Genomic DNA, 18,571 nt, shown 5'->3' with positions numbered 1-18,571 from the left:
GTCAGTTCAGCGTATGACTGATATCCCGCAGGCGCGCGTCGCTCAGGTTGCCGGTGGATGCCAACAGGTGCAACTGGGCCATCAGGATCGCATAACGTTGTTGGGCCAGGCGTTGCTGGGTATCGGTGACTTTTTGTTGGGCATCCAGCACGTCGGTGTTGATGCGGGAACCGGCTTCGAAGCCGTGGGTCACGGCGGCAAGGTTGATCTGGCTGGAGTTCAAGGCCTGCTTGAGTGCCTGGTATTGGCTCATGCCGTTGGTGACTTGCAGGTAAGCCTGGCGCGCCTTCAGCCCGGCGTTGCGACGTGCATCTTCGACTTCGTCCGCCGCCTTGCTTTGCAGTGCATGGGCTTCGCGCACGCGACTGCTGGTGCGGCCACCGCTGTAGAGAGGAACGCTCAGTTTGACCCCGACCACGGTCTGGTTATAGCGGTTTTCCGGCAACGTCACATCGTAGACATCACCGCCGACAGAGGCGAAGCGGCCATGGGCGGCGATCAGATCCAGGGTCGGCAAATGGCCGGCCCGTTCCTTGTCGATGTCCATTTCGGCCAGGCGCTGGGCAATCTGCGCCGCCTGTACGGCAAGGTTGCCTTGTTGCGCGGTCGTGGCCCAATCATCGATGGCAGCGGGCACCGGGGCACTGAACTGCGGCTCTTTGCCTGACCACGGGCCTGCCTGTGCGGCAGTTAATTGGGTGAGCGTTTCGTTGGCAATGTCCAGTGCGCCACGGGCCGCCACCTGTTCGGCGAATGCCTGGTCGTACTTGGCCTGCACCTGGGCGAGCGCATTAGCGGTGGTGGCGCCGTCGGCCAGCAGTCGCTGGCTGCGCGTCTGGCTCTCGCGCAAGGTTTGTAGCTGTTGCGTGCGGGTGTTCAACAGTTCCTGATTGAGCAGTACGTCGAAATAAGCGCGGGCGACGCGCAGCATCAGCGCTTGGCGCGCCTGTTCGGTGTGCAGTTCACTGGCGCTGATCAACAGTTTGCTTTGGTCGTGTGCGATCACATTCTGCCAACGCAGCAGCGGCTGTGTGAGGACCACGGCGTAGGCGTTGGTGTTATTGCGATTGCGATGATAGTCGGAGGAATCCTCGGCATCGACCCAGGCCGCGCCGCCGGTGACAGACAGGTCCGGTAGCAGGTTGGCACGGCTTTGCGGTTCCTTTTCTGCCGTGGCCAATTGCTGGGCCTGGGCGGCGGCGAACTGCATGTCGTGGGTCAACGCCTTCTGGTACAGCTGGTACAAGTCATCTGCCAACACCTGAGTGGGCGCGCAGGCGAGTGCCAGCCAATACAGCGGCATGAGCAGCGGGGTGGTGTTCAGATGCAGGCCTGGAATACGCAAGGGGTGTGCTCCACTGAAAGATTTATCGACTGATGTGGCTTCTGCGCATCATCAGCACCATGGGAATCCCGATGGCCATCACCGCTCCCAAGGTGCCGAACAGCATGCTGAACGCCAGCATTTGCCCTTGTTCGCGCGCTTGCAGGTAAGGCATCAGGGCCAGGGCTTGTTGATGGCTCGCCAAGCCCAGGGAAAGAAACAACGGGTCGGTTTCCACACCTCCCCAACCACTGGCCACCAGGCTCGATTCGGTGACATGCTCGGAGAGCAGGCGATAGCGTTCCCACGAGAACCGTGTGAGCAAGGTGGCTGCGATGGCGATGCCCACGCTGCCCCCCAACTGGCGCATCAGGTTGAGTACGCCTGAGGCGCCGGAGATCAATGTCAGCGGCAGGCGACGCATCGCCAGGTTGGTCAGCGGCACGAAGATCATGCCCAGCCCCAGGCCGCGGATCACCAAGGGCCAGTACAGCGAGTCGGGGTTACTGTCGAGAGTGAACTGGGTGTGCAGGAACATCGCATAGCAGTACATGACAATGCCCAGGGTGACGAACACACGCTCGTCGATCTTGTTTTCCTGGGACAGCTTGCCGATCACCAAGGTGCTGATGGCGCTGGCCACCGCCCCGGGGAAAATCACCAACCCGCTCTGGTAAGCGCTCTGCGCCAGCAGGGTCTGCAAGAACAGCGGCACCATGAACAACGTGCTGTACAGCCCGAAGCCCACGCAGAAGGCGCAGATGCACCCCATCAGGAACTCGCGGTTCTGGAACAGCGCGACGTTGACGATCGGGTTGGCCACACGCCGCTCCCACCAGAAGAAACCCACCAGGCTGAAGCTGCTGAGCAACAGGCAGGCCACGGTCCAGTTGGACGCCATCCAGTCCCAGTGCTCGCCGCGCTCCAGCAGGATCTGCAGGCTGCCCACGCCCAGCGCCAGCAAACAAAAGCCGCTGTAGTCGACACTGGAAGGTTTTTGTTCGTTGGGCGAGTCGTTGATGCACAGCCAGCACAACAACAAGGCCACGGCACCGATCGGCAAGTTGATCAGGAAGATCCAATGCCACGACAACGTGTCGATCAGGTAGCCGCCGACGGTCGGACCCAAGGTGGGCCCCATCATCACGCCCACGCCGTAAAGCGCCATGCCGCTGCTGACCTTTTCCTTGGGGAACACGTCGTAGATGATTGCCTGGGAAATCCCCAGCAACCCGCCGCCCGCCAGGCCTTGCAGCACCCGGAACGCGACCAGTTGCCAAAGTTCGGCAGACATCGCGCAACCCAACGATGCCAGCACGAACAGCGCGGTAGAGACCAGGTAATAAGTCCGCCGGCCGAACCACGCCGACAGCCAGCCACTGACCGGCAGAATCACCACGTTGGCCACCACATAACCGGTGGAGACCCAGGAGATTTCATCCACCGACGCCCCGTAGGTGCCCATCAGGCTGGGAATCGCTACGTTGACGATGGTGACATCGAGCAGCTCCATCATCGACACCAGCGTGACGGTCAGCGCAATCAGATAAGGCGACTTCATAGCGTGTGGCCGGCGTCGTCAGGTGCGGCCACTTCGACAAACGCGCTCATGCCCGGGCTCAACAGCGGCTTGTAGTCATCCGGCACATCGTGGAGCGCGATGCGCACCTGCACGCGCTGCACCACCTTGGTGAAGTTGCCCGTGGCATTCTCCTGGGGCAGCAATGAGAACTTGGCTCCGGTAGCCGGTGCCAGGCTTTCGACGACGCCGTCGAAGGCGTGCCCGGGGAAGGCGTCCACGGTGACGCGGGCAGTCTGGCCCACGCGCACGCGGCCCACCTGGGTCTCCTTGAAGTTGGCGGTAATCCACAGTGCGTCGGTGGCGATCAGGCTCATGAGCTTTTGGCCAGCGACCACAAACTGGCCGGGTTCCACCTCTTTTTTCGAGACAATGCTGCGCATCGGCGCGGTCTGGCGGGTGTCGTTGAGCTGGATCCTGGATTGTTCCAGCTCCGCTTGCGCGGCCGCGATCCGATAGTCCTGCACCTTGAGTTCGGCTTTGTTGGCCAAGGTACTTTGAGCGGCGGCCTGGGCGTTGCTGCGCGCCACTCCCTGGGCGTGGCTGAGGGCGTCGAAACGCGCCTTGGCCACTTCCAGGTCCTGGGTGCTCAGCACGCCTTGGGCGCCGAGGCGACGGGCACGCTGGTAGTCGTTGCGCGCTTGCTCAAGGTTGGCGCTTGCTTGAGCCAGGGCCGCCTGCGCGGCCTCGCGCATGGCCACCGCGCCGAGCACCTGACTGTCCAGCGCGCCCGGCACGCCTGCGCGCCCGGCGGCGGCGAGCAATGCTTGCCACTGTGCTTCGCGCTGCTGCAACTGATAGCGGTACTCGCTGTCGCGGATCTGAAACAGCAGGTCGCCGCTTTGTACCCTGACGTTGTCCACCACCGGCACACTGATCACCACGCCCGAAAGCTTGGCCCGTACCGGGATGATCACCCCGTCGAGTTCGGCGTTGTCGGTACTCACGTAAGTGCTGGAATACTGCCAGCGCTGCCAGCCCAGAATCAGCAACCCGCCGACCACGACGCCACACAGCGTCAGTTTTATCAACTTGCCTTTGGTCATGTGGTACTCCCTGTCGATGCGCGTTGAGGTCAAGCAGGCTCAGAAACGGTGTGGACCTCCCGCGCAGGACGGCTCACCGTCGGCTGAGCCTTGTCCAGCAGGAACTGATGCACGCCATTCCACAGGTCAATCCGTGAGTTGATTGCGGTTTTCGCACTCTCGACCATGTGCAGGTGTTGCGCGGGGCTGGTGACGATTTCGGCGATGATGCGTTTGGCCGCCGGGCCGTGATCGTCACCATCCATCTCGATGTGGCGCTTCAAGTAATACGTGAGCATCGGTACATCGCGTTCACTGACCGACCATTGCGACAGCAGGCGACCAAACATGTCGGGGATAATGTCTTCACGCCCGAAGAAGAAGTACGCCAGGACCGCTTCGGTGCTGCCGTGTTGTGCAACATCGAGGGTCTGGCACATGAACACTTTGGCGGCCGTCGGAATCTGCGCGTCGTTGAGCGCCTTAGCCAGAGGCACCTTGGCCTGGATGGCGGCCAGGAAGCAGCGGAATACGCTGCTGTCGGCGCCGATTTCATCCATGGCGGCGAGGTACAGGTCCAGGTGGCTGATAAAACCGCCCGCGGGGTGCTCGTCGGTCTCTTCACCCACCACGATTTCGTTGATCAGGCGCGCGGCGGTGATGTGGACCGGCGGTACCCAGGGCAACTCCACGCACGTGAGGTCGCGCTGGATACGCTTGAGCAAGGTCATGAAGTCCCAGACGGCGAACACGTGAAACTCCATCAGGGTGCGTACATCTTCTACGCTGCGGATACTGCCGAACAGTGGGTGACTGAACAGCTGTTCGCGCTCGGTTTCAATGTGGCTGTCGATATCAAAAGGCATGCGTGCTCCTGCGGCCTGAAGGGTCAGGCCCAAAATCCATCGGAAATTAAGGGTGTGTGTCGTTTACCGTGTTTGTACGATAAGGATGGCGACCGGTGGCGTACCGGAAGGAGCGCACAAAGTGCTTTTCCAGCAGGTATTGCCGGCTTTCGTACCATCCCGCTTCCAGCAGTTGACGGTGTACCTTGGGCAGTCGCCAGCAAGGCACCGCGGGGTAAAAATGATGTTCCAGGTGAAAGTTCGAGCCCGCGTGCAGCCAGGTGTTGAGGCGCGAAGTGCGTGAACGCGCTGGCGGCAACAGATGGCCTGTGTCGAAAGCATGTTCCTGATAAGCGTTGACCGCCGACAGCAGGAACGCCACCGCCAGGCTCAAGGAAAACCCCAACAACAGGCCGTCGACTAGCCAGATAGCCAGCCCATACAGGCTGAGCCATACAACCTGGCAGGCGATATTGCAGCGGGCCAGCCATTGCACTTGCGCCGAACTCAACGGCAGCGCCGAAGGATTGACCAATGGCCCGAACGCCAGGCGCCAGGTGGTCTGCAGATAACGCAGGGTGGCAATCAAGCGCGACAGGGTGATGCGGCTCGCCAGTGTGTGATAACGCGAAAAGAGCTGGTAGTCCGGGTCTTTCGCGCTGTTGCTGTACCGGTGGTGTTGCCAATGGTCGACGAAGTAACCGGTCACACAGAACCCCGGCAGCAGCGAACTGGTAGCAATGCCCAGGTAGCAACTGCGCATGGGGTTCGCGCTCAGGTTGAAGTGGAAGCCTTCATGCCCAAGGATCGCTTGCAGAAATAACCCATATCCCGCCAATACCACCAATGGCAAACACACCAGCGTCCACAGGGTGGAGGCTGTGTTGGCCACCCACACAAACAGCGCGAGTGGCAGCAGGTACAGGCTCAAGGCGTAGGCGATGATCAGCAAGGATTCCCCCGCCCGAGCCTTGAACAAGGCACGGGCGAGGCGGACCTGGGGCTTGGGGTGTAAATGGCTGGCCATTGGCGAGGGCTTACTCGATCAGTTCAGGGTTGAGCACCAGATGACCGCCACGCGTGAGCGTACGCAGGCGCATGGCGATAAAGGCATCGACCACGCTCGGCACGCTGCGCGCGGTGTACATGGCCAGCGTGCCCATGAACGTAAGCCCCCGGTTGCGCAGGCCATTTTTCTGGCAGGCGCGCACCAGGCCGTTCGCGGCGGCATCCAGTTTTTCTTCCAGGGACAGCAGGGTCTTGTCACCCCACTTGAAGGTCACCAGGCGTTTGACCGACAGGCCCACACGCTGCGCGGGCAAGTGGATCGCCGTGTCGATGAACCCCGGGTACACCGTGACCACGTCAAGCTCCCCGCGATACTGCATGCGCAGCACATCCGAATAAGCGCTCAGCGCCCGTTTGCTCGCAGCATAGGCGGCCACGTAGGGCGCATTCACCAGCGCGAACAATGAGGACACGTTGACCACTTTGCCGCGCTTTCGCAGTAGCCCCGGTAGGAACCCCGAAGTCAGTTGCCAAGGCGCGAACAGGTTGACGTCCACTGCGCGGGTCACCTCATCGGTGACCCCGGTTTCGCCGCGTTCCAGTGTCAGGGTGCCGGCGTTATTGACCAGAATGTCGATGTCGCCGAAATCGGTGCTGATAGCGCTGATCACGTTGGCCACGGCGTGGCGGTCACACAGGTCGACTTGATAAAACGCGTCCAGCAGGCCGCTGTCTTGCGGTGCGAGGATATCGAGGCCAATCACGGTGGCGCCCAGTCGCTTGAGCTTGCTGGCCGCGGCGAAACCCAGGCCGCGCGCGGTACCGGTGATAACAATGGTTTTTCCGAGCAGGTTCATGAGTGCGCTCCGGTCATGCTGAAGGTTGATGCTGACAGGTAGGTGTCAAGGTTGGTCGCCATCGAGATCCTGGCCGGTGGATGAAATTGCAAGCCGCGGCAGGCCATCAGTCCGTTGGAACTCAGGTTGCTGGTGATGAACGCCATCCCGCCCAACATGGCGTGGGCCTGGTCGGAGAGCTGGGCAAGCCGTTGCTCAATGCCGTAACGCACCAGCAGCAGACGGGCCAACACGTTAGGCAAGTCCTGTGGGTTACGCTCGATATCCAGGGCCGCGCCTTCCAGGGCACTGATCGCCAATTGCAGGTCGGCTGCCAGGTCCACGCGGTGATGCGCGGTCCAGCGAGCGGCGTCTGTGACCGACTCGATCAGGCTGGCGCAGGCACCCACATAAGATGCGCAGATCAACAGTTCGAACCAGATGAAACCCACGGTTTGCACGTCTCCCAGTTGGTGCGTGTAACCGGCGGAAAACACCATGCGCTCGGGCACCAGCACTTCGTTGAGGCGTACTTCGATGCTTTCTGCGCCGGCCAGGGCGCTGTTCTGCCAGAAAGGATTACGGCTGATGCCCGCTGCAGTGGCCGGAATCAATGCGACCATCAGCTCTTCGCCACCAGGGGTTTGGCGGATATAGCTGGCGGTGAGCAAGTCCATCGACTGCCCAAGGCAGCAGGGCTTCTTGCTGCCGCTGAGTAACACCCCGTCTGGGGTGTGCACTGCCTGCATGGCCGAGTCGAGAATGCCCGCTCCGGAGGTGCCCTCGGCAAACCCCGAAGACAGCAGCAAGCGGTTTTGCGCGACGGCGGCCAGCAACAGGCCTTCGGCGCCGCCGCCGTTTTGCGTGAGTGCCAATAGGCTCGCCACGGAAAACTGGTGCATGGTGCTGGCCACCGCCAGCGAGGGCGAGCGGGCGCCCAGGGCGATCTGCACATGCACCGCGTCAAGGATGTTCGCGCCCAGCCCGCCGGCTTCACGGTTGACCAGCAGACCTACCGGGCCATGTTGCTTGAACAGGGCGATGACCTCGCTCTGTGGCGCTTCGCGCTGGGCACTCGGAATGGCCGCCAAACGCTCGTCAAAACCCGGGGCGTAGCGTTCAAGCAAATCGCGTGAGCGATTGAGTAACGACAGTGACATGGTTCAGGCCTTCAAGTAGCTCGCCGGAAACAGGCCGGTGATGATCGAGTGGATGTTGTCCCGGATAGCTTGTTTAGCCACAGGGTCGAGCATGTCCGCGAGCATCGGCAGGCCCAGGTCGAAGCGTGATTTGAAGGTGATGATCGCGTCTTTGCCATCCGGCAAGACGTGCCAGGTGCCGGAGAAGTGATCGACGTCGCCGGCCATCTGCTCGAAATGAATCTCTCGGGTGTCGGCATTGAAGGTGTCACGCTCCTGCCACTTGAGAATGCCGCTGTGGAAGTTGACCTCCCAGGACGTGAACGACACCTGGTCGCTGACCTTGTTGATGCTGATATTGCGCACCGATTCGCAGAGCTCGACGTAGTTGCTGAAATCGCTGATCACCGCAAATACTTCATCAGCGCAGGCATGGGGGATATGGGCCTGCACGTTGACTTCTTGCATGGGGGGAAACTCCATTTAAAGGGATGGCATCGAAGTGGTCAGCGCCTGGGCGAAGCCTTCGATCAGCCAGTTGCAATCCTGGGCCGTCAGCAGTGGCGACGGCGTGAGCCTTAGCACCCGGTGGTCATTGAGCGAGTGGCACACAATGATGCGTTGCTCGATCAGCGCCATGACCATGTTGGCGGCGATTGAGGCCTCGGCGAATTCAAAGCCCAGCAGCAAGCCCGCGCTGCGCAGTTGCACGCGTTCGGCCAAGCCCTGTTGCTGCAACAGCGCGCTGAAGCGGGCGTGCAGGTCCTAGCCGAGCAGGCGGGCACGCGTGACCAGGTCTTCTTGCACCATCACTTGCAGCGTGGCCTGCACAGCCGCCATGGCCAGCGGGTTGGCGCCGAAGGTCGAGGTATGGACCGTAGGGTTGCGATTGAACGGCGCGTAGATCTCGGCGCGGGCCACCATGGCGCTCACCGGTACGCAGCCGCCGGACAGGCTTTTACCCACCAGCATGATGTCGGGCACCACCTGTTCCTGATCGCAGCCCCACCAATAGCCGGTGCGACCCAGGCCAGACTGGATTTCGTCGATAATCAGCACGGCGCCATATTGATCGCACAGTTGGCGCACGCGCCTGAGGTAGCCGGATGGCGGCAGGATCACCCCCGCTTCGGCCTGGATCGGTTCGAGGATCACACAAGCCTTGTCCGGCGATGCGCGCAGTTGCTGCTCCAGCGCGACGCTGTCGCCAAACGGCACGAACTCGCTGTTGCTGAGCAACCCGCTGAAAGGCTCTCGGTAGCTCTCGCGGCCAGTGACCGCGAGGGCGCCGAGGGTCTTGCCGTGGAAGCCTCCGAGCGTCGACAGCGTGCGGCGGCAACCGTTGAGGCGGGCGAGTTTCAAGCCGGCTTCGGTGGCCTCGGCGCCCGAGTTGCAAAAAAACACATAGTCCAGGTCACCCGGGCACAGTGCGGCCAGAGCGTGGGCAGCAAAGGCCTGTTGCGGGTTGAGCAACAACTTGCTGGCCAAAGGGTTTTGCTGCAGTTGCCGAGTAACCGCTTCCACGACGACCGGGTGGCCGTGCCCGAGGAAAAACACGCCATAGCCGCCTGCATCCAGGTATTGGCGGCCTTGCTCGTCGTAGATGTAGACGCCACGGCTGGACTGCTCGATTGGCAGGTTCATCAGCGACGCGAGGCGTGCGTAGCCTGAGTTGACGTGCTGGCGCAGGTATTGGTCGACCTGTGCGGCGTCGAGAGTAGGTTCGATAACAGTGTGGTTCATGCCACGCTCGCTTCTGTGGGCGTTGTCACCGGCTGCTTGAGCATGCGCGTCAGAGCCCCCAGCTTGGGCGCCAGGTGGTTGAGCGAGAGCAGCAACTCACGGCTGACGTCGCGTTGGCTGAATGCCGGCTCGCCGAGTAACTGCGGCAATGAAGTGGGCAGTGGCGTGCGCAGGCAGGCATAGCGGCACAACTGGGTGGCACGGGTCAGGGCGGCCTGGATATTGCCGCTCAGCGCCGGTAGAAATACCGGGCGGATCAACCGTTCATAAATGTCCGGCGCCATGCAGCGTGGCCGTGTGAAGGGTTGTTTCTGGGTGTCCATGGACTGGCACATCAGGTCCAGCAGACCCGTCAGATCCAGGGCCTGCGGGCCGCTTGTGAGAAAATAATCGTCGCCGATCAAACGCTGGTGCAGCGCGTTGGCGATCGCTCGCGCCGCGACGTCACGGGCGATCAGGTCGACATAGCCAGCAGGCGGGCAGGGCACGATGGGCAGCACGCCAGACATCATCAGCCCCATGGTCATATGGAAACCCTGGAAGTTGGGCATATGCCCGGTGCTGGCGTCGCCAATAATGATGGACGGACGAAAGATCGACACGTCGATGCCGGCCGAGCGCACCAGGGTTTCGGCCTGGCGCTTGGCGACTTCGTAAGGCGTTTCTGCTTGTACGCCTTCGTAATAGTCGCAGGGGTGAGTAAAGGCGGTGCTGATGTGATACAGCGGCACCTTGGCTTGCTGCACAAAGGCCACGACGTTTTCGGTGCCGAGGTAGTTCACCGAAAAAATCTGGTCGATATCACCGTCCAGTCGCGTCACCGCCGCGGCGTGGATCACCCAGTCGACACGCTCAACCAGCGCCGCATAAACGTCGCTGGCCAAGCCCAGGTCAGCGCTGCAAATATCACCCTTGAGCACTTCCACTCGGGGATCGCGGATACGGCTTTTGCGCGCCAGGCAGACCAAGTGAAAGTCCTCTGCCAGGCAGTCGATCAGTGACTCACCGAGCACCCCTGAGCCTCCAGTGAGAAGGACGGTTAATTTTTGCTGTGCTGACATGTAGGGCGCATCCTGCGGATTCATCGAAAGAATTCATGGTGCGTTTCGCCGAATCGCAGGCACAGGTGCCCCGGGCGAACACTCTTCTATTCACTTTCGGTGGCGCTGAGGTGCTCTGGGAGCCGGTGCTCAGCGCTTAACGTGGTCGCGAATAAGATGCGATTGATATTGGCGTTTTGATATCAGCGCGTCTTGAACGAAACGCTTGTCTTACGCAAAACCTCGGCGGCGGTGCGCGGCGTCATGCCAATCATGCGGCGCATCATGCGAGCCAGATGCGCCTGGTCGGAGAAGCCGCCGTCGGCAGCGGCGTCCGACAACGTCGACCCACCGGCGAGGGATTTGGAGGCGCGCTCCAATTTGTTCCAGATGATCCATTGGGAGAGGGAAACACCCATCTGGTGGGTGGCGACGCAGCGCAAGCGCGGGCTGGACAACCCCACCGCTTGGGCTGCGCGACTGACGCAACCAGGGCCGTCGCGGTCAAGGCGCAAAATATTCAGCGCTTTGTAGAGCCTGTGGTCGATCGGCGGGGTAATTGCCAGCAGCCGCGAGAGGGCGTCGACAAAGTGCGACAGGGACGTGCTCCGGCGAAAACACTCCAGCAGTTCGTCACTGGCCAGGGCGATGCCATCGTCTTGCAGCAACGCATTGAGCGCACGGCCCAACGCCGTGTCCGGGCTGACATACAAAAATGCCACCGGATGACTTTCGGCCACGGCACGGTGTTCGACGTTGGGACCGATGATCACGCCTGCCGCACGGATCACCTTTCCCGGCAGCTCCAGGGTGGCGGGTTGGCCTACGCCGATGCACAGTTGGATGGCGACATGGGAGTGAGCAGTGTTTTGATCGGCACGGCCAATGTAACCGGCCCATGAGTCGCCAAAAGTAACGCTGCCATCCCACATTTGAAGTCTTCCTTGACGTGTTGGGTGATTGTTCGACGCGTGCAGGGTAGGCCTGTGCAGGTCTGGATTCAAGCGTGGGTTACCGGCATAACGCCGCACGCATGCCGGACTTTCGACGCTTAGAGGCTATCGGGTCGCCAAAGGAGCCCCCTTTGCTCTGCAAAAACGCTTTGACCTGGGGGAGCTGCGAATTGGGCATGGGATCAATCGCCGGCATAATGCCTGTTTTTACCGCAAGGACGCACGGACGCCATGTTAAAACCAGGCCTGCCTTCTTTTGTTTTTCTTCACCCTCACGGGCTGTCAGAGCCTGCTTCGACCTGCTGATTACGATTCCCTCCACGTTGGCTTTCGCTGCATGGGGCTTGCCGGTATAGAGCCCTTCAACCGAGACAACTTGCCCGTGGTGATTGTGCCAATTGAACCGCTCCCTGAGGGCCCTCCTGAATGCGTACCTGCGGGTGCACAAGTGCGTAAGCGCACCCTGTTCTGGTGGCTGCTGGGAGTAGGCGCGGTCATTGCCCTGACGTGTGGGGGCTGGTGGTGGGTATAGCCGGTATCCACCGTTCTTCTTTTCGTGTTTGAACCCCGTAATAAACAAGTACACCGTCAAGAGCAATTGAGCCCGTGCGTACACTGCTCCGAGCGCAGCCGGCATTCGGTGGGATAAAGACAGTTCAAGCACGATAGGATCTATACCCAAATGCTCGTGTGCAATGGTCCTGTAGGGCACGAAAGCCATGGGCCGTCATGTTGTACTCCGGCCAGATGCGCTGAAAAGACTTGAGCATAGAGGTCGGGTTTATGGGACGTCCCGGATAGACCGGAGAGACGAACACCCAGCCTTTGCCTACTGACTGCGCAATCGTTGGATTTAGACAGACGACGATGGACTGAAATAACCAATAAATTATTGTTATAAAACGGGTTTATGGAATTTAGTGGAATTCTATTACAGGCTATCGGGGTCCCCAAAAAACATCTGAATCCGCGACCTCAACCACCGCTCCCCCGGGTCATTATCCTGCGAACCCCGCCACGCCATATGCAGCTCAAACGAGCGCACCGGTAACGGCGGGTCTTCGGCACGCAACCCACCCGCCGAGGTCAGCGCTTCCGCCGCGTAATCCGGCACGGTGGCCAGAATGTCCGTACCCGCCAGCAACGTACCCAGGCCGTTGAACTGCGGCACCGCGAGCACAACGTGGCGCTTGCGGCCGAGTTTTTCCAGCTCTTCATCGATAAACCCGCTCAAGTCGCCGGCAAAGGACACAAGGGCGTGGGGCCGTGAGCAGAAGTCATCCAGGCTCAGCGAGCCCGGTACGCTGTCGGCGCGTAGCAGTTTGGGCAGGCTGCGGCGCAGTACCTTGCGTTTGGCGTTGGCGGGCAGGTCGGCGGTGTAGCTGACGCCGATGGAGATTTCGCCGGAGGCGAGCAGGCTGGGCATCAGGATGTAGTTGACGCGGCGTACCACCAGCACGATGCCGGGGGCTTCGGAGCGCAGGCGTTTGAGCAGTTGCGGGAGCAGGGCGAATTCCACGTCGTCGGACAGGCCAATGCGAAACACGGCGGTGCTGGTGGCAGGGTCGAATTCGGCGGCGCGGCTGACGGCGGTGGAGATCGAGTCCAGGGCCGGGGAGAGCAGGGCGAAGATTTCCACGGCGCGGGCCGAGGGTTCCATGCTGCGCCCGGTGCGCACGAACAGGGGGTCATCGAACAACCCGCGCAGGCGTGACAACGCTGCGCTGATGGCCGGCTGGCCGAGGAACAATTTCTCGGCGGCGCGGGTCACACTGCGCTCATGCATCAAGGTTTCGAATACGATCAAGAGGTTAAGGTCGACACGACGCAGGTCGTTACGGTTCATCTTGTGTCCTGGAAGAGTCAGCAAACTTGATGTGAGCGGTCATGTAGCAACCCCTGAGGTTCGATTCAGAGGGATGACCGGCATGAATCTTACGGGGAAAGGCTGGTACTCTGCACCGGCTAATTGATTTTTCCTACGATAGTTGAGGGGTGTTCCTCCTTCGCGGAATCAATGACAGGCATGTCGACTATTAATGGTGACCGGTGGTCTTACCCCCAAAGCCCAGATAAAGTTCATGGCATTAGAGGTTACTTTGACGAGGTTTGCGATGTCCCGCACGATCCGTTTTCACAAGTTTGGTCCGGCCGAGGTGCTCAAATGCGAAGAGCATGCGGCCGCGCAGCCCGCACCGGGCGAAGTGCAGGTGCGTGTCGACGCGATCGGCATCAGTTGGTACGACATCCTGTGGCGCCAGAACCTGGCGTCTTCCCATGCACGCCTGCCTTCTGGCCTGGGCCATGAGATGGCCGGGGTTGTGGTTGCCCTCGGCGACGGCGTGGATGACTTGGCGGTGGGCGATAAAGTGGCCAGTTTTCCGGCCGAGAGCCCCAATGATTACCCGGTGTATGGCGAGCAGATCGTCCTGCCCCGTTCGGCCCTGACCCGTTATCCCGATGTCTTGAGTCCGATTGAAGCGAGCGTGCACTACACGCCACTGCTGATTGCGTACTTTGCCTACATGGACCTGGCGCGGGTCAAACCCGGCCAGTTCGCTTTGGTGACCGATGCCAGCCACTGTGCCGGCCCTTCGTTTGTGCAGTTGGGCAAGGCCCTGGGTGTGCGGGTGATTGCCGCCACCAAAGACAGTGCTGAACGTGAATACCTGCTGTCCCTCGGGGCAGAAAAAGTCATCGTGACCGAAGAACAAGACCTGCTGATGCAGATCAACAAGTTCACCGACAACCGGGGCGTCGACGTAGTGTTTGATGGCCTGGGTGGCCCGCAGATGTCGCTGCTCGGAGACGTCCTGGCGCCGCGCGGCAGCCTGGTGCTGTATGGCCTGCAAGGTGGCAACCAGACGCCATTCCCGGCCTGTGCGGCGTTCCAGAAGAACATTCAGTTCTTTGTGCACTGTATCGGCAACTTCACCGGCAAGCCGGAGTTGGGCATTATCCAGGATCACGTGGCGTTGCAGCGCGCGTTGCGCGATATCAACCAGCTGACAGCCGACCGGGTGCTTGTCCCACTGAAGACTACGGTATTTCCATTCAGTCAGTTCGTCGAAGCGCACCGATACATGGACGAATGCCCGTGCCGCGAACGGGTGGCGTTGCAGGTTGAAGCTGTTTGAGCTGTAGGAGTATTCGCAAATGAATACGCTGGCGCCTGAGCTGATGAGGCAAATGCGCCATTTGACAGGGCTTAACCCGCACCGGGGTTGAGCCGCCGCAGGGGCGTTCTGCCCCGTAAACAATACTGTTATTGCCTTGCGCCGCCCTGAAATCCAGTGCGGCGCTTGTGTGTGGGCGTCATTTAAGTTGGGCAGGCAGCTCATCTGAGCTGCTTTTTGACGCTGTTCTGTATCTGTTAATCATTATTTGAGTGCCGATAATTGAGTCTTCATTGTTATCTCAAGGATTGAGCCATGATTGATTACACGGCAGTTGCGTCACGCACCTTCAGAACTAACGAGGCTCGGATTGTTTTTCCCGGCAAGTGCAAAACGAATACCCTTTTGCTTTACGCGCACCCAAGGTGCGCAGGTGATTAATATTTGTCGGACAATTCTCTAATTGCTTAGTTAAAACAGTGTAGGACGTTGTCGGAACATTCCTAAGGCTAATAGCTATTTCGCTAGAGCCCGCGCAGGCGCTGGATTCTCCGGCGGGGCGGCCATAGGCCCCCTCAATGCTCTCACCTGCGCTTTTGTTGCAAGGTGCTAATGTTGACTCAAACTTGTGCTGCGCACTGGATGACAAGCCTACAGATGTAATAAGTCGAGCAACGCTGTTTGGTAGTTGCTTGAAACTGATATTTCAACTCGGGTAGTAGAACGATGAGCACTATTCATGAACAAGCCATGAGCTATGTTTACCAGCAAGTTCTGCAACGTTTAATCGGGCACTTTACGCGTGCCGAACGAACGTCACTTCAATTGCTCGTTCAGCGCATCGTGGTGGCCGCAGGCGGCATGGAACAAGTGGGCAATTACAAAGTACTGATCGCCCACGGTGGCGGCGAAGTGAGCAGCTACACCCTCGCGTTGCTGCGTGCGGCGCAACTGACCATTGCCGGCCGCTCGCCCAAGACTTTTCAGATACGGGTGGCAACATTGCGGCATGCGGGTATGACTCAAGCAACGCTCGACTGCCTGAATCAGGGCTACGCAGCGCTGTTCTTCCATGACGACCCACGGGTAGAGCTGTTGATGGTGGAAAACCATGAGGTGCTGCCGTTCAACCATCAGCGCCCGGCGTCCAGTGCCGCTCGGGAAATCAGCCAGCGTAACAAACTGATGATTGGGCACCTGACGTCCGGCGATATCCGCGCCGCCCTGTGCGATGACACGCTCCTGGCCCTGGGCGATTTCTACCAGCGGGTCGCTACCTGGAACGGCGGCGTGCATGCCCTGGTCAGCGGTGATTCAGTGCGCAAGCAAAGCCAATACATCGCGTGGCTGAAAAAAAATGCGCTGGCGACCGGCCTTGCATTTGCGCCCGGCAAGCCATCGTCGCTCAATGGGTGGTTTGCACGCATGGAGGAATGGAGCGTGGGGTGCTACCGCGATCTCTATGGCGAGCACTATGCCGGCAGCGAAAGTCCGGGCCGGGGCGGGCATCGTCATTTGGCCTATATCGGCATCGCTGATCTGCTCAAGGACGCCGATGTCGCCCATGCGCCACTGCTCACCGGGTTCCTCGCCTACAAACGGGACCCGTTCGAGTTCCATTTCAGCCATCCCGCCTATCCCAACCCATTGCTCATGGCGCATTTGCACGGCGTGCAGGCCCAGTGTCTGCGTGAGCTGTCCTACGAACATGGCGTCGCGGGGTTTGTTCGGCGTGCGGCAGACTTCCTGCACCGCAGGCAAGTACCGGTCGCGCTGATCAAAGAAGCGTCAGGGCCAGAGGGGCAGTTGCTGTCCACCGCCTACATTCAGGAGTTCTCCGGCCTGGACGACAGCCAGTTGACGTGCCTGTTGTTTGCGCCCTTCGTTCAACATGGCGAACGGTTGGAGAGCTTCTTGCGTCAATGCCATCCCGGCATGCTGGTGGCACTTCCTGAGCTGCACAAGGCACTACAGGGCAAACCCGCTGCGGACATCCTGCACCAGTGGCTAGTGGATACCAGTGGGCTGCCGCTGCCGCTGTTGCAGCACCTGTATCGTAAGGGCCCGCTGCTGGGAGGGCGCGGCATGCGGGTATGCAAACAAACGCTGGCGCGGCCCAAGGTGCGCATCGCCCAAGTGTCGGGGCGTTAGCAGCGTGTATTCGCCAATCAAAGCCGGTGATCAACAATGAACCTTCGGGGGGAGCGGCAAGTAGACTTTGCCTATCAGGCGGTGTACCGCTACATGATCAATCTGATCAACGAAGTCAGCCGGGAAACGCCAGTGAAACTGCCTTCCCTGCGGCAGTTATCGACGCGCATGAATGTGTCGATCTCGACGATTCAGTACGCCTATTCGTTGCTGGAAAAGGAAGGACGAGTGTACTCGGTGGCCAAGTCCGGCTACTTCGCCTGGCCCGTGGCTGCAAACGCGCCCCTTATGGCAGGTACAGACTTGCTCGAGCGTTTGTACACGGCCGCCCGGCGCCCGGCGATGGTGGTGCTCAGTGGCGATGAACCGGCGCTGTTGGGGTCGCTGGATGGCGCGTTGCTGGCGCTGGAGCGTCAACTGGTACGCCGGTATCCCCATCACCTGCAACCTTCGCAACCCTGTGGTGTGTGGGAGTTGCGCGCCGCCTTGGCCGCACGCTATACCTCGTCGCCCACCCGTTGTTGGCAAGCGGATGAGGTGTATGTGGGGGCCGACCTTCAAGGCGTATTGGACATCCTGATTGATGCCCTGGGCCTTAAAGGCACCGTGGTGGTGGTTGAATCTCCCTGCGATTACCTGGTGTTGCGCCTGCTACAGGCCGCAGGTGTGCGGGTCATTGAATGGCCTTGGCGCGCCGACGGCCGCCCCGATTTGGCCACTTTTGAGCACCTGCTGCGCCATGAGCCGGTGCACTTGGTGCTGCTCTCGTCCGTGGTCAGCATGCCCTCGGGGAACGCCATGACCGAGCCCGAGCGGCTGCACGTAGCGCGTCTGCTAGACCAGCACGGCTGCTGGTTGCTGGAGAACGATACCTTTGGTGACCTGAGCTTTGCGCCGCCCGGATCGGCCTTGCGCGGCCTGGTCAACCCAGAGCGGCTGATTGTGTTTTCTTCGTTCGAAAAGGTGTTGGGCCCGGAGGCGCCCTTTGGTTACCTGCTGGCGCAGCAGATGAGCAGTGAATTGCAGCGCCAATTCCTGCTGCGTTCGTTTCGACTGTCCGCTATCCGACAACGCGCCATTGCCCGGCTTTATGAAAGTGGGCGGTTTGACCTGCACCTGCAGACGCTGCGTCAGCGCCTCCACGAGCAGGCCCATGCCATGAGTCACCGCTTGGATGTGCGTCTGCAAGGGCGGGTGTATTACCGCATGCCCGTGGCCGGGGCGAGTTTCTGGTTGCAGTCGACGGCGCCGGTGGACATGCGCCTGGTGTTTCAGCGCATGCTCGCCCAGCAGGTGGTGATTGCCCCGGGCGAGTTGTTCAGCCTCAGTGGTTTGCACCACCAGCATATGCGCTTGAGCCATACCTTCAGTGGCCACCCCAACCTGGACATCGCCCTGGATACGCTGGCGCAGTCACTACGGCAGGCGCAGACTGAGTAGGAGCGAGCTTGCTCGCGAAAAACGACAACGATAACGCGCGCTGCCTGAATAGACGCGGCGCCTGTGCGTTTTTCGCGAGCAAGCTCGCTCCTACAACTATCCAATGTGGGAGCTGGCTTGAACTGCGATAGGCATAGGTATCTATACAATTTTGTAGGTTGTAGCAGCCAACGGTAACCACGATGCGAAGCGAGCCGCTCTTGATCTGCTTTTGATCTCAAGCGCCCCGTTAAACCACGCTGGCCGGAATTCGACAGGGATTTGGGGGGTAAACCGGCAGGGATGCCGGTTTAGCCGCCCCGCGCCATGGATGGCGCGTGGCGGCGGCCCCCCAAATCACTGGCGGATTACGGGCACACCGAGCCTAAGCGA

16 protein-coding genes and 1 pseudogene are annotated in these 18,571 nt (G+C 60.5%); 3 read left to right on the top strand and 14 right to left on the bottom strand.

Annotated features, from left to right (window positions below; translation table 11 throughout):
* Position 1 precedes the first annotated feature (1 nt).
* The 14 genes and pseudogenes from MHH62_RS03805 to MHH62_RS03740 all read right to left on the bottom strand — a co-directional run bounded on the left by MHH62_RS03805 (position 2) and on the right by MHH62_RS03740 (position 13,338).
* Positions 2 to 1,345, bottom strand: a complete 1,344-nt coding sequence (locus MHH62_RS03805; RefSeq protein WP_014718378.1) for a TolC family outer membrane protein — start codon at positions 1,343 to 1,345, stop codon at positions 2 to 4.
* A 22-nt stretch (positions 1,346 to 1,367) separates the two neighbouring features.
* Complete coding sequence (locus tag MHH62_RS03800) at positions 1,368 to 2,885, bottom strand: DHA2 family efflux MFS transporter permease subunit (RefSeq protein WP_014718379.1); 1,518 nt, start codon at positions 2,883 to 2,885, stop codon at positions 1,368 to 1,370.
* The gene (locus MHH62_RS03795; RefSeq protein ID WP_014718380.1) at positions 2,882 to 3,949 is read right to left on the bottom strand and encodes an HlyD family secretion protein; all 1,068 of its coding nucleotides are present in this window, start codon (positions 3,947 to 3,949) and stop codon (positions 2,882 to 2,884) included. The genes MHH62_RS03800 and MHH62_RS03795 overlap by 4 nt, the downstream gene beginning before the upstream one ends.
* A gap of 29 nt (positions 3,950 to 3,978) precedes the next feature.
* Positions 3,979 to 4,794 carry a DUF3050 domain-containing protein gene (locus tag MHH62_RS03790; protein WP_103451302.1) on the bottom strand — a complete coding sequence of 272 codons (816 nt, stop codon included), beginning with the start codon at positions 4,792 to 4,794 and terminating at the stop codon, positions 3,979 to 3,981.
* Between the two features lie 46 nt (positions 4,795 to 4,840).
* Positions 4,841 to 5,800 carry a fatty acid desaturase gene (locus MHH62_RS03785; RefSeq protein WP_058410508.1) on the bottom strand — a complete coding sequence of 320 codons (960 nt, stop codon included), beginning with the start codon at positions 5,798 to 5,800 and terminating at the stop codon, positions 4,841 to 4,843.
* 10 nt (positions 5,801 to 5,810) lie between these two features.
* A complete protein-coding gene (locus MHH62_RS03780; RefSeq protein WP_014718383.1) occupies positions 5,811 to 6,638 on the bottom strand; it encodes an SDR family NAD(P)-dependent oxidoreductase in 828 nt (275 codons plus the stop codon).
* Positions 6,635 to 7,777, bottom strand: coding sequence for an acyl-CoA/acyl-ACP dehydrogenase (locus tag MHH62_RS03775; protein ID WP_014718384.1), 1,143 nt, complete (start codon positions 7,775 to 7,777; stop codon positions 6,635 to 6,637). The genes MHH62_RS03780 and MHH62_RS03775 overlap by 4 nt, the downstream gene beginning before the upstream one ends.
* A 3-nt stretch (positions 7,778 to 7,780) precedes the next feature.
* Positions 7,781 to 8,224 (bottom strand): SRPBCC family protein, encoded by a 444-nt coding sequence (locus MHH62_RS03770; protein ID WP_019820107.1) that lies wholly within the window; start codon positions 8,222 to 8,224, stop codon positions 7,781 to 7,783.
* 15 nt (positions 8,225 to 8,239) lie between these two features.
* A complete protein-coding gene (locus MHH62_RS03765; RefSeq protein ID WP_339232520.1) occupies positions 8,240 to 8,479 on the bottom strand; it encodes a hypothetical protein in 240 nt (79 codons plus the stop codon).
* Between the two features lie 42 nt (positions 8,480 to 8,521).
* On the bottom strand, positions 8,522 to 9,499 hold the full coding sequence (locus MHH62_RS03760; RefSeq protein ID WP_339232519.1) for an aminotransferase class III-fold pyridoxal phosphate-dependent enzyme: 978 nt from the start codon (positions 9,497 to 9,499) through the stop codon (positions 8,522 to 8,524).
* Positions 9,496 to 10,560: an SDR family oxidoreductase gene (locus tag MHH62_RS03755; RefSeq protein WP_072434674.1), complete on the bottom strand. Its 1,065-nt coding sequence runs from the start codon at positions 10,558 to 10,560 to the stop codon at positions 9,496 to 9,498. Before MHH62_RS03755 ends, MHH62_RS03760 begins: the two co-directional genes overlap by 4 nt.
* Positions 10,561 to 10,742: 182 nt before the next feature.
* Positions 10,743 to 11,471, bottom strand: a complete 729-nt coding sequence (locus tag MHH62_RS03750; protein ID WP_019820103.1) for an AraC family transcriptional regulator — start codon at positions 11,469 to 11,471, stop codon at positions 10,743 to 10,745.
* A gap of 613 nt (positions 11,472 to 12,084) precedes the next feature.
* Positions 12,085 to 12,322 (bottom strand): annotated as a pseudogene (locus MHH62_RS03745) (integrase); the annotation flags it as partial.
* A gap of 101 nt (positions 12,323 to 12,423) precedes the next feature.
* A complete protein-coding gene (locus MHH62_RS03740) occupies positions 12,424 to 13,338 on the bottom strand; it encodes a LysR family transcriptional regulator (protein ID WP_032903409.1) in 915 nt (304 codons plus the stop codon).
* A gap of 268 nt (positions 13,339 to 13,606) precedes the next feature.
* Here MHH62_RS03740 and MHH62_RS03735 point away from each other — a divergent pair, with 268 nt between their 5' ends.
* The 3 genes from MHH62_RS03735 to MHH62_RS03725 all read left to right on the top strand — a co-directional run bounded on the left by MHH62_RS03735 (position 13,607) and on the right by MHH62_RS03725 (position 18,199).
* The gene (locus MHH62_RS03735) at positions 13,607 to 14,629 is read left to right on the top strand and encodes a zinc-dependent alcohol dehydrogenase family protein (protein WP_014718390.1); all 1,023 of its coding nucleotides are present in this window, start codon (positions 13,607 to 13,609) and stop codon (positions 14,627 to 14,629) included.
* Between the two features lie 705 nt (positions 14,630 to 15,334).
* Complete coding sequence (locus MHH62_RS03730) at positions 15,335 to 16,759, top strand: hypothetical protein (RefSeq protein ID WP_177324605.1); 1,425 nt, start codon at positions 15,335 to 15,337, stop codon at positions 16,757 to 16,759.
* Between the two features lie 36 nt (positions 16,760 to 16,795).
* The gene (locus tag MHH62_RS03725; protein ID WP_198833145.1) at positions 16,796 to 18,199 is read left to right on the top strand and encodes a PLP-dependent aminotransferase family protein; all 1,404 of its coding nucleotides are present in this window, start codon (positions 16,796 to 16,798) and stop codon (positions 18,197 to 18,199) included.
* Positions 18,200 to 18,571 lie beyond the last annotated feature (372 nt).

Source organism: Pseudomonas sp. FSL L8-0168 (assembly GCF_037976155.1).
GTDB classification, from domain to species: domain Bacteria; phylum Pseudomonadota; class Gammaproteobacteria; order Pseudomonadales; family Pseudomonadaceae; genus Aquipseudomonas; species Aquipseudomonas paracarnis.
Note: the sequence above shows the minus strand (reverse complement) of the source record. Positions and strands in the feature narration are given on the sequence as shown.